Annotated in this window: 7 protein-coding genes; 5 read left to right on the top strand and 2 right to left on the bottom strand. The window is 33.8% G+C overall.

Features of this window, described 5'->3' with window-relative positions; all coding sequences use genetic code 11:
- Positions 1–8: 8 nt before the first annotated feature.
- The 5 genes from rplJ to ADIWIN_RS13385 all read left to right on the top strand — a co-directional run bounded on the left by rplJ (position 9) and on the right by ADIWIN_RS13385 (position 9,748).
- Complete coding sequence (rplJ, locus tag ADIWIN_RS13365; protein ID WP_020896668.1) at positions 9–530, top strand: 50S ribosomal protein L10; 522 nt, start codon at positions 9–11, stop codon at positions 528–530.
- Positions 531–589: 59 nt separating this feature from the next.
- Positions 590–961, top strand: a complete 372-nt coding sequence (gene rplL, locus ADIWIN_RS13370) for a 50S ribosomal protein L7/L12 (RefSeq protein ID WP_020896669.1) — start codon at positions 590–592, stop codon at positions 959–961.
- A 122-nt stretch (positions 962–1,083) separates the two neighbouring features.
- Positions 1,084–4,896, top strand: coding sequence for a DNA-directed RNA polymerase subunit beta (gene rpoB / locus ADIWIN_RS13375; protein ID WP_020896670.1), 3,813 nt, complete (start codon positions 1,084–1,086; stop codon positions 4,894–4,896).
- A gap of 44 nt (positions 4,897–4,940) precedes the next feature.
- Positions 4,941–9,242 (top strand): DNA-directed RNA polymerase subunit beta', encoded by a 4,302-nt coding sequence (rpoC, locus tag ADIWIN_RS13380; RefSeq protein WP_020896671.1) that lies wholly within the window; start codon positions 4,941–4,943, stop codon positions 9,240–9,242.
- A gap of 182 nt (positions 9,243–9,424) precedes the next feature.
- Complete coding sequence (locus ADIWIN_RS13385) at positions 9,425–9,748, top strand: DUF3467 domain-containing protein (RefSeq protein ID WP_020896672.1); 324 nt, start codon at positions 9,425–9,427, stop codon at positions 9,746–9,748.
- Between the two features lie 82 nt (positions 9,749–9,830).
- On the opposite strand, the gene ADIWIN_RS13390 is transcribed toward ADIWIN_RS13385, so the two are convergent.
- The gene (locus ADIWIN_RS13390) at positions 9,831–10,061 is read right to left on the bottom strand and encodes a (4Fe-4S)-binding protein (RefSeq protein WP_040757363.1); all 231 of its coding nucleotides are present in this window, start codon (positions 10,059–10,061) and stop codon (positions 9,831–9,833) included.
- Between the two features lie 140 nt (positions 10,062–10,201).
- Positions 10,202–11,791, bottom strand: a complete 1,590-nt coding sequence (locus ADIWIN_RS13395; protein ID WP_020896674.1) for a peptide chain release factor 3 — start codon at positions 11,789–11,791, stop codon at positions 10,202–10,204.
- Positions 11,792–12,164 lie beyond the last annotated feature (373 nt).

Genomic DNA, 12,164 nt, shown 5'->3' on the forward strand with positions numbered 1-12,164 from the left:
AGAATATTATGACAAGAGAAGAAAAATCCCAAGTAATTGAAGAGTTGACTGCTCAATTAGCAGATAATTCAAATATCTATTTAACAGATATTTCGGGATTAAATGCTGTAGCAACTTCAAACTTAAGAAGAGCATGTTTCAAAGCTAACATTAAATTAGCAGTTGTAAAGAATACACTTTTAGAGAAAGCTATGGAAGCATCGGATAGAGAATTCGGTGACTTACCTACAACTTTAAAAGGAAATACATCAGTAATGTATTCTGAAACAGGTAACGGTCCAGCGAAAGTAATTAAAGAATTCCGCAAAAAATCTGAAAAGCCTTTATTAAAAGGAGCATTTATTGAGGAGACGGTTTACATTGGCGACGATTTATTAGATACTTTAGTTGATATTAAGTCTAGAGAAGAACTTATTGGCGAAATAGTAGGCTTATTACAGTCTCCTGCTAAGAACGTTATCTCAGCACTTAAATCAAGTGGAGGAACTATTGCAGGCATCGTTAAAACATTATCCGAAAGAGAAGGATAATTTTAGAACTACACACATAGAAAATTATATTATAACACACATTATTAAACAATAGAAAAATGGCAGATTTAAAAGATTTCGCAGAACAATTAGTTAACTTAACAGTAAAAGAAGTTAATGAATTAGCAACAATATTAAAAGATGAGTACGGTATCGAGCCTGCTGCTGCTGCAGTAGCTATGGCTGGTCCAGCTGCAGGTGCAGAAGCTGCTGAAGAGCAAACTGAATTTGATGTTATCTTAAAAGCAGCAGGTGCTTCTAAGTTAGCTGTAGTGAAATTAGTTAAAGAATTAACTGGTTTAGGTTTAAAAGAAGCTAAAGGATTAGTTGATGATGCACCAAGCCCAATTAAGGAAGGTGTAACAAAAGACGAAGCAGAAGCTTTAAAATCTCAATTAGAAGAGGCTGGAGCTGAAGTTGAGCTTAAGTAAGCTTACTCATTTAACAATACAAGGTTTAGGTCTGGAGTCGTACTCTAAGACCTAAACCCTTTTGTGTATATAAACGTTATATACATTTTTTAGTTTTTATTTTAATAAAATCTCGTTCATCAATGTTAGCAAAAAAGGCTGAAAGAATTAATTTCTCTTCTATTGTAAATAGGACAGATTACCCAGACTTTTTGGATATCCAAATTAAATCCTTCCAGGATTTTTTCCAATTAGAAACAAAGTCAGAAGAAAGAGGTACTGAAGGTTTATACAACACCTTCATGGAGAACTTCCCAATAACAGACACGCGTAATCAATTCGTACTAGAATTTTTAGATTACTTTATCGATCCACCTAGATATTCTATAGAAGAATGTATTGAAAGAGGATTAACATACAGTGTGCCTTTAAAAGCAAGATTGAAATTGTATTGTACGGATCCAGAGCATGAGGATTTCGAAACAATCGTTCAAGATGTGTATTTAGGTACTATTCCTTACATGACTCCGAGTGGTACATTTTGTATCAATGGTGCAGAACGTGTTGTAGTTTCTCAATTACATAGATCACCTGGTGTGTTTTTTAGCCAGTCATTTCATGCTAATGGAACTAAATTGTATTCTGCCAGAGTAATTCCTTTTAAAGGATCATGGATAGAATTTGCAACTGATATCAATCAAGTAATGTATGCTTATATTGATAGAAAGAAAAAATTACCAGTTACTACGCTTTTCCGTGCTATCGGTTTTGAACGTGATAAAGATATTTTAGAGATTTTTGATCTTGCTGAAGAAGTAAAGGTTTCAAAATCTGGATTAAAGAAAGTTATCGGTCGTAAATTAGCTGCTCGTGTATTGAATACATGGCATGAGGATTTCGTTGATGAAGATACAGGTGAAGTGGTATCTATTGAGCGTAACGAAATTGTACTAGATCGTGATACAATTATAGACAAAGACAATATTGAAGAAATTCTTGACGCAGACGTAAAAACAATTCTTTTACATAAAGAAAGTGCGCAACAAGGAGATTACGCAATTATTCATAATACATTACAGAAAGATCCAACAAACTCTGAAAAAGAAGCTGTTGAGCACATCTACCGTCAATTACGTAACGCTGAGCCGCCAGATGAGGAGACTGCACGTGGTATTATTGATAAATTATTCTTTTCTGACCAACGTTACTCTTTAGGTGAAGTAGGTCGTTATAGAATGAACAAAAAATTACAGTTAGATATTGGTATGGACAAACAAGTTTTGACCAAATTAGATATCATAACTATCATAAAATATTTAATTGAACTTATCAATTCTAAAGCAGAGATTGATGATATTGACCACTTATCTAACCGTCGTGTACGTACAGTAGGTGAGCAATTATCTTCTCAGTTTGGTGTTGGTTTAGCACGTATGGCACGTACTATTCGTGAACGTATGAACGTTCGTGATAATGAAGTGTTTACTCCAATAGATTTAATTAATGCGAAGACATTATCGTCTGTTATTAATTCATTCTTTGGTACAAACCAGTTATCTCAATTTATGGATCAAACGAATCCTCTTGCAGAGATTACGCATAAGCGTCGTCTTTCAGCATTAGGACCAGGTGGTTTATCAAGAGAAAGAGCAGGTTTCGAAGTACGTGATGTTCACTATACACACTACGGACGTTTATGTCCTATTGAAACACCAGAAGGACCAAACATTGGTTTAATTTCTTCTTTATCTTGTTTTGCGAAAGTGAATGCTATGGGATTCATTGAAACTCCATATCGTAAAGTTGAGAACGGTGTTGTAGATATTAAAAATGCACCAATATATCTTAGTGCTGAAGAGGAAGAAGATATGTTAATTGCACAAGCAACTATTAAGGTTGATGACAATGGTAAAATATTAGCAGATAAAATTATCTCTCGTCAAGAAGGTGATTTCCCTGTTATCGAACCAACAAGCGTTAACTATACTGACGTTGCACCAAACCAAATTGCATCGATTTCAGCATCTTTAATTCCATTCTTGGAACATGATGATGCCAACCGTGCATTGATGGGATCTAACATGATGCGTCAGGCTGTACCATTATTACGTCCTGAAGCACCAATTGTAGGTACTGGTTTAGAGCGTCAAGTAGCATCAGACTCAAGAGTATTAATTAATGCAGAAGGAGCTGGTACTGTAGAGTATGTAGATGCTCAGAAAGTTACTATTAGATACGAACGTTCTGAAGAAGCTGCAATGGTTAGCTTTGAGAGTGATACTAAAACGTATCCATTAGTAAAATTCAGAAAAACCAATCAAGGTACATCAATTAACTTAAAGCCAATCGTTGAGAAAGGAGATAAAGTTGAAAAAGGACAAGTACTTTGTGAAGGTTATGCAACTGAAAATGGAGAATTAGCACTTGGTAGAAATATGAAAGTAGCCTTTATGCCTTGGAAAGGGTATAACTTTGAGGATGCAATTGTAATTTCTGAAAAAGTAGTTAGAGAAGATGTATTTACATCTATTCATATTGATGAATATTCTTTAGAAGTTAGAGATACAAAATTAGGTAACGAAGAGTTAACTAATGATATTCCTAATGTTTCTGAAGAAGCAACTAAAGATTTAGATGAAAATGGTATGATTCGCATTGGTGCGGAAATTAAGCCAGGTGATATCTTAATCGGTAAAATTACACCTAAAGGGGAGTCAGATCCTACACCAGAAGAAAAACTTTTAAGAGCAATTTTCGGTGATAAAGCAGGTGATGTAAAAGATGCATCTTTAAAAGCATCTCCATCGCTTCATGGTGTCGTAATTGATAAAAAATTATTTGCCAGAGCCGTTAAAGATAAGCGTAAGAGAGCTCAAGATAAAGAAGATATCGAAAAGCTAGAAGATGTTTACGATAACAGATTTGATGATCTTAAAAATGTTCTTGTTGATAAATTATTCAACATCGTTAATGGTAAGACTGCTCAAGGTATCTATAATGATTTAGGAGAAGAAATTATTCCTAAAGGTAAGAAGTATACATTAAAAATGTTAAACGCTGTAGATGATTATACGCACTTAACATCAGGAAAATGGACTACTGATGACCATACAAATGAACTTGTTGCAGATTTAATCCATAATTACAAGATTAAGGAAAATGATCTTCAAGGATCTTTAAGACGTGAGAAGTTTACAATCTCTGTTGGTGATGAATTACCTGCAGGTATCATTAAGTTAGCTAAAGTTTATATTGCTAAAAAACGTAAACTTAAAGTTGGTGATAAAATGGCAGGTCGTCACGGTAACAAAGGTATTGTTGCTCGTATCGTTCGTCAAGAAGATATGCCTTTCTTAGAAGATGGAACTCCAGTTGATATTGTATTAAATCCACTTGGTGTACCTTCTCGTATGAACATTGGTCAGATTTATGAAACCGTTTTAGGTTGGGCTGGTCAAGATTTAGGGAAAAAGTATGCAACTCCAATTTTCGATGGTGCAACTTTAGATCAAATCAACGCTTATACAGATGAAGCTGGTATTCCAAGATTTGGTCATACGTATCTTTATGATGGTGGAACAGGTGATCGTTTTGATCAACCAGCAACAGTTGGTGTGATTTATATGATTAAGCTTGGTCACATGATTGATGATAAAATGCACGCACGTTCAATAGGACCATACTCATTAATTACACAACAACCATTAGGTGGTAAAGCACAATTTGGTGGTCAACGTTTTGGTGAGATGGAAGTATGGGCACTTGAGGCATATGGAGCATCAAGCACACTACGTGAGATCCTTACTGTAAAATCAGATGATGTTATTGGTAGAGCTAAAACTTACGAAGCAATCGTTAAGGGAGAGCCAATGCCAGAACCAGGACTTCCAGAATCGTTCAACGTACTTATGCACGAATTGAAAGGTTTAGGATTAGATATTAGATTAGAAGAATAATGTAAGGGCAACTTTCGAGTTGCCCATACATAACAAAAAATAACATGGCAAGAAGACAAGATAAAAATACAGTGCAGAAATTTAACAAAATTTCTATTGGTTTAGCGTCACCTGAGTCTGTTTTAGGAGCGTCTCGTGGTGAGGTATTAAAGCCAGAAACTATTAATTATCGAACACACAAACCAGAAAGAGATGGTTTGTTCTGTGAGCGTATTTTTGGTCCTGTGAAGGATTTTGAATGTGCTTGTGGTAAATATAAAAGAATCCGTTACAAAGGTATTGTTTGTGACCGTTGTGGTGTAGAAGTAACAGAAAAGAAAGTACGTAGAGATAGAGTAGGGCACATTAATTTAGTGGTACCTGTTGCGCATATCTGGTACTTCCGTTCGTTACCAAATAAAATAGGTTACCTTCTTGGATTACCATCTAAGAAATTAGATATGATTATCTATTATGAGCGTTACGTGGTTATTCAACCAGGTATTGCCATGAACGCAGAAGGTGAGCCAGTTCAAAAAATGGATTTCTTAACTGAAGAAGAATATTTAACTATTTTAGAATCTCTTCAAAAAGAAAACCAATATTTAGACGATACAGACCCTAACAAATTCATCGCTAAGATGGGTGCTGAGTGTCTTATCGATTTATTAGCGCGTATTGATTTAGATCAGTTATCTTACGATTTAAGACATAAAGCTAATAATGAAACATCTAAGCAACGTAAAACAGAAGCTTTAAAACGTTTACAAGTTGTTGAAGCGTTTAGAGATTCGAACTTAAACAGAGAAAACAGACCAGAATGGATGATCATGAAGGCTGTTCCTGTAATTCCACCAGAATTAAGACCTTTAGTGCCTTTAGATGGTGGTCGTTTTGCGACTTCAGATTTAAATGATTTATACCGTCGTGTAATTATCCGTAACAATCGTCTTAAGAGATTAGTGGAGATAAAAGCACCAGAAGTTATTTTACGTAATGAAAAACGTATGTTACAAGAATCAGTAGATTCATTGTTTGATAACACACGTAAATCATCTGCAGTAAAAACAGATTCTAACAGACCATTAAAATCATTATCAGATTCACTTAAAGGTAAGCAGGGACGTTTCCGTCAAAACTTACTTGGTAAGCGTGTGGATTATTCAGCACGTTCTGTAATTGTTGTTGGACCAGAATTGAGATTATTCGAATGTGGTTTACCAAAAGATATGGCTGCTGAGCTTTACAAGCCTTTTGTTATTAGAAAACTAATTGAAAGAGGAATTGTAAAAACTGTAAAATCTGCAAAGAAAATTATAGACAGAAAAGAACCTGTAGTTTGGGATATCTTAGAGAATGTTTTAAAAGGACATCCAGTGCTTTTAAACCGTGCTCCTACGTTACACAGACTTGGTATACAAGCATTCCAACCGAAACTTATCGAAGGTAAAGCAATTCAGTTGCACCCATTAGTGTGTACTGCATTTAATGCCGATTTCGATGGTGATCAGATGGCTGTGCATTTACCATTAGGACCAGAAGCTATTTTAGAATGTCAACTTTTAATGTTGGCTTCACATAATATATTGAATCCTGCAAATGGTTCACCAGTAACTGTACCTTCTCAGGATATGGTACTTGGTCTATATTATATGACTAAGTTGCGTGTAACTGATGAAACTTATACTGTAAAAGGTGAAGGTTTAACATTCTATTCTCCAGAAGAAGTAAATATTGCTTACAACGAGAGAAAAGTTGATTTAAATGCCGGAATTAAAGTAAGAACAAAAGACTTTAATGAAGAAGGAGAGTTAACAAGTCAAATTATAGAAACTACTGTAGGTCGTGTACTTTTTAACGAACATGTACCTGAAGCTGCTGGTTATATAAATGAGGTTTTAACAAAAAAATCATTAAGAGAAATTATTCACGGTATTCTTAAAAAGACAAGTGTACCTGAAACGGCTGATTTCTTAGATGCAATTAAAACTCAAGGTTATAAGTTTGCATTCCAAGGTGGATTATCATTTAGTTTAGGTGATATTATTATTCCAAAGGAGAAGCAAGGTATGATTGATGCTGCTAACAAGCAGGTTGATGGTATTATGGGTAACTATAACATGGGACTTATTACCAACAACGAACGTTATAATCAGGTTATTGATATTTGGACATCTACAAATGCTGAATTGACTGAATTGTCAATGAAACGTATTAGAGAAGACCAACAAGGATTTAACTCGGTGTTTATGATGCTTGATTCTGGTGCAAGGGGTTCTAAAGAACAAATTCGTCAGTTAACAGGTATGCGTGGATTAATGGCTAAGCCTAAAAAATCTACAGCTGCAGGTGGAGAAATTATTGAAAATCCAATTCTTTCTAACTTTAAGGAAGGTCTTTCAATTTTAGAATACTTTATTTCTACTCACGGTGCGCGTAAAGGTCTTGCGGATACGGCTCTTAAAACTGCCGATGCAGGTTACTTAACACGTCGTTTGGTAGATGTTTCTCAAGATGTAATTGTATACGAAGAAGATTGTGGCACATTAAGAGGTATTGAAGTTTCAGCACTTAAGAAGAACGAAGAAATCGTTGAAAACTTAGAAGCTAGAATCGTTGGTAGAACATCATTAAATGATGTATATAATCCATTAACTGAAGAGTTATTAGTGGAAGCAGGTGGTCATATTAATGATGCTATTGCTAAGAAAATTGGAAATTCTCCAATTGATGCTATAGAAGTGCGTTCTGCATTAACTTGTGAAGCTAAGAAAGGAATCTGTGTTAAATGTTACGGACGTAACCTTGCTACTGGTAAACTAGTACAAAGAGGTGAAGCTGTTGGTGTTGTAGCTGCTCAATCTATTGGGGAACCAGGAACACAGTTAACATTACGTACATTCCACGTAGGTGGTATTGCAGGTAACATTTCTGAAGAGAATAAATTAACTGTTAAGTTTGATGGTATTGCTGAGATTGAAGATTTAAAAACAGTTAAATCAAAAGATAAAGAAGGTAAAGAGGTTGATGTTGTTATCTCAAGAACTTCAGAATTGAAATTAGTAGATGCTAAGACGGGAATCGTCCTTAGTACAAATAATATCCCTTATGGTTCTTTCATCTATGTGAACAGTGGAAGCAAACTTAAGAGAGGTGATGTAATTTGTGAATGGGATCCATATAATGGTGTTATTATTTCAGAATTTGCTGGTAAAGTGAAGTATGAAAACATCGAACAAGGGGTAACATATCAAGTTGAAATTGATGAACAAACAGGTTTCCAAGAAAAAGTTATTTCAGAATCTAGAAACAAGAAGTTGATTCCAACTTTATTAATTGAAGATTCTAAAGGAGAAACTATACGTTCATACAACTTACCAGTTGGTGCTCACATTATGATTAATGATGGAGACAAGATTGATATAGGTAAGATTTTAGTTAAGATTCCTCGTAAATCATCTAAAGCGGGTGATATTACAGGTGGTCTTCCTCGTGTAACAGAATTATTTGAAGCACGTAACCCTTCTAATCCTGCTGTAGTTAGTGCGATTGATGGTGTTGTTTCATTCGGTAAAATTAAGCGTGGTAACCGTGAAATCATAATCGAGTCTAAATTAGGTGAGGTTAAGAAATACTTAGTAAAATTATCTAGTCAAATTCTTGTACAAGAAAACGATTACGTAAAAGCAGGTATGCCTTTATCTGATGGATCTATTACACCAAATGATATTCTTAACATTAAAGGCCCATCTGCGGTTCAACAATACTTAGTAAATGAAGTACAAGAAGTATATCGTTTACAAGGTGTGAAGATTAATGATAAGCACTTTGAGGTGGTTGTAAGACAGATGATGCGTAAAGTTAGAATCATTGATTCTGGTGATACTATTTTCTTAGAGAACCAATTAGTTCATAAATCAGATTTCATTGAAGAAAACGATAAGATTTTCGGAATGAAAGTGGTTGAGGATGCTGGTGATTCAGAAAACTTGAAATCAGGTCAAATTGTAAGTGTTAGAGATTTAAGAGATGAAAACTCAAGCTTACGTAGAGAAGATAAAAATCTTGTAACAGCGAGAGATGTTAGTCCTGCGACTGCAACTCCAATCTTACAAGGTATTACAAGAGCTTCACTACAAACTAAGTCGTTTATATCTGCAGCATCGTTCCAAGAAACTACTAAGGTTCTTAACGAAGCCGCTGTAAATGGTAAAGTTGATTCGCTTGAAGGACTTAAAGAAAATGTAATTGTTGGTCATAGAATTCCAGCAGGTACAGGTGTTAGAGATTACGAAAACATCATTGTAGGTTCTAGAGAAGAGTTTAATGAAATGATGAAGGCTAAAGAAGAAATGAACTTCAATTAGTAGTTGTCATTCCTACGAGATCTAAGATTAAAAAATTCATTAATATCGAATAACTAATTAATGATTAAAATAGGAATCTAAATAACAAAAAGCCTTCAAGCATTTATTTGCATGAAGGCTTTTTAATTTAAATAAATATAAACAAGGTTTTCATTCAGTGAGAAACATAAAATAAATTTATAATGGCAGACGAAAAGAATAATCCTAATAATAAAAAAGGTCAAATTAATATAGAGCTAGACGAGAAAATAGCAGAAGGTACATATTCTAACTTGGCAATAATTAACCATTCAGTATCAGAATTTGTGGTAGACTTTGTAAGCATTATGCCTGGTACTCCAAAAAGTAAAGTAAAGTCTCGGATTATCTTAACTCCACAGCACGCTAAACGTTTATTAAAAGCCTTAGGTGAAAATGTGACGCGTTTTGAAAAAGCACATGGTGAAATTAAGGATTATGAGCAACCACCAATTCCATTGAATTTTGGGCCAACTGGTCAAGCTTAAAGTATTAACTAGTATATAGTCATAAAAAAACCTTGTAATTATACATTCAAAGGTTTTTTGTTATTTGATTAATTCTTAAAATTTAAGCAACTTCCTTTTTATTTAAGTGATACTTTAAAGCACCAGAAGGACATTTGTTAATCTGATTAATAATGACATCAGATTGAGCGCCTTCTAAATCAATCCAAGGAATCACAGAATTTCTAAATACATTTGATAATTCTTTTGCACAAAATTCTGCATTCGTACAACAGCGAGGCTCGTAGGTTACAGTAATCTCACTGTTACTGAAAACGTTTTCGTTATTATCCATAATAAATAGATTAGTTTGGGGTTAATCTTAATTTTAAGCTAAAAATAGTTAGTAAACCTAATTTAAACAAAAGCTAAAAGCAAAAATCTTCGATAAAATGCGTGTTATTTTAACATTTTAAACTGACTTTAGCGTAGGTTTTATTCAAATTCAGAGGTCATGTGAAATGTTATATTTGGGTATTTTTGCTGTGTCATTTGTAAAGAAAACATAGAGTCAGCTAAAAACACCAACTGATTTTGTTTATCTTTAGCTAAGAAACGCTGTTTTACGCGCAAGAACTCTTTAAATTCAGTACTCTTTTTATCATTTGTTTCAACCCAACACGCTTTATGTACATTCAAGTTCTCATAGGTACATTTTGCTCCGTATTCATGTTCTAGTCTGTACTGGATAACTTCATATTGTAACGCTCCAACAGTACCAATTACCTTTCTACCATTTAAGTCTAAGGTAAATAATTGCGCAACTCCTTCATCCATCAACTGATCTATACCCTTATAGAGTTGTTTAGCTTTCATCGGATCTGCGTTGTTGATGTATCTAAAATGTTCTGGAGAGAAGCTTGGAACACCTTTATAGTTTAATATTTCTCCTTCAGTTAGTGTATCTCCAATTTTAAAACTTCCTGTATCTTGTAAACCAACAATGTCACCAGGATAAGAAATGTCAACAATCTCTTTCTTTTCAGCAAAAAAGGCATTCGGACTAGAAAACTTCATTTTCTTATTAAGTCTTACATGCAGATAAGGTGTATTACGTTTAAATTCCCCTGACACAATTTTAATAAACGCTAATCGGTTTCTGTGATTAGGATCCATGTTGGCATGAATCTTAAAAACAAATCCACTAAACTGATCCTCTTCAGGTTTAACTAATCGTTCCTCACTATTTTTTGATCTAGGTTTAGGTGCAATATCAACAAAACAATCTAATAGTTCTCTGACTCCAAAATTGTTTAAAGCAGAACCAAAGAAAACAGGTTGTTGCTTACCATTTAAATAGTCTTCTTTATTAAAGTGAGGATAAATTCCGTCTACTAATTCTATTTCCTCTCTTAAAGTATTGGCTGCCTTTTCACCTACAAGTTTATTCAATTCTGGTGAAGATAAATCTGAAATCTCAATAGTTTCTTCAATATCTTTTCGATTATCGCCAGAAAAAAGATTGATGTTTTTTTCCCATATGTTGTAAATCCCTTTAAAATCGTAGCCCATTCCGATAGGAAAGCTTAAAGGCACAACCTTTAAACCTAATTTTTGTTCAATTTCATCTAACAGATCAAAAGCATCTTTACCTTCTCTATCCATTTTATTAATAAAAACAATCATTGGGATGTTACGCATTCTACAAACTTCAACCAATTTTTCAGTCTGCTCTTCAACACCTTTGGCGACATCAATTACAACAATAACACTATCTACAGCAGTTAAAGTTCTAAAGGTGTCTTCAGCAAAATCTTTGTGACCAGGCGTATCAAGAATATTAATTTTTATACCATTATATTCAAAGGCTAAAACAGAAGTTGCTACAGAAATTCCACGCTGACGTTCAATTTCCATAAAGTCACTTGTGGCTCCTTTCTTTATTTTATTGCTTTTTACGGCACCAGCTTCTTGTATGGCACCACCAAATAAAAGTAGTTTTTCAGTTAAGGTCGTTTTACCAGCATCTGGATGCGAAATGATTCCAAAGGTTCGTCGTCTGTTTATTTCTTTTAAAAAGCTCATAGGTATTATTAAAAATCGAGTGCAAATATAGGAGTATAAAAAGATAAATTATAGAACCATAATAATTATAAGTTATTAAAAATAAATATTAATCTTTTAAAGACGTATGAAGAATATTTATTCTAGCTCTAAGAATATCTAATTGCTTTAGATAATATGTTCTTTTTTGTAAGAATTAAGTGTCAGAGATTCATTGTTTTAGATTATTGAGAGCGCTAAATGTTAAAAAAACGTGTATTTCGTCGAATAAAAATGCATATAATTTAATTTTAGTTAAATAATGTTAATTTCATAATATATTGTTATTTAAAGCTGTTATGGTTAGTTTTAATTTATGATTTTAAGTTAATTACTGAGTTTTTGCTATCTTGTT

Origin of the sequence: Winogradskyella psychrotolerans RS-3, assembly GCF_000427335.1 — a bacterium.
Classification (GTDB): Bacteria; Bacteroidota; Bacteroidia; order Flavobacteriales; family Flavobacteriaceae; genus Winogradskyella; species Winogradskyella psychrotolerans.

What these genes read in the sequence shown, in the direction of transcription:
- rplJ (WP_020896668.1), top strand. Translation starts at nt 9, where the DNA reads ATGACAAGAGAAGAAAAATCCCAAGTAATTGAAGAGTTGACTGCTCAA.
- rplL (WP_020896669.1), top strand. Translation starts at nt 590, where the DNA reads ATGGCAGATTTAAAAGATTTCGCAGAACAATTAGTTAACTTAACAGTA.
- rpoB (WP_020896670.1), top strand. Translation starts at nt 1,084, where the DNA reads ATGTTAGCAAAAAAGGCTGAAAGAATTAATTTCTCTTCTATTGTAAAT.
- rpoC (WP_020896671.1), top strand. Translation starts at nt 4,941, where the DNA reads ATGGCAAGAAGACAAGATAAAAATACAGTGCAGAAATTTAACAAAATT.
- ADIWIN_RS13385 (WP_020896672.1), top strand. Translation starts at nt 9,425, where the DNA reads ATGGCAGACGAAAAGAATAATCCTAATAATAAAAAAGGTCAAATTAAT.
- ADIWIN_RS13390 (WP_040757363.1), bottom strand. Translation starts at nt 10,061, where the DNA reads ATGGATAATAACGAAAACGTTTTCAGTAACAGTGAGATTACTGTAACC.
- ADIWIN_RS13395 (WP_020896674.1), bottom strand. Translation starts at nt 11,791, where the DNA reads ATGAGCTTTTTAAAAGAAATAAACAGACGACGAACCTTTGGAATCATT.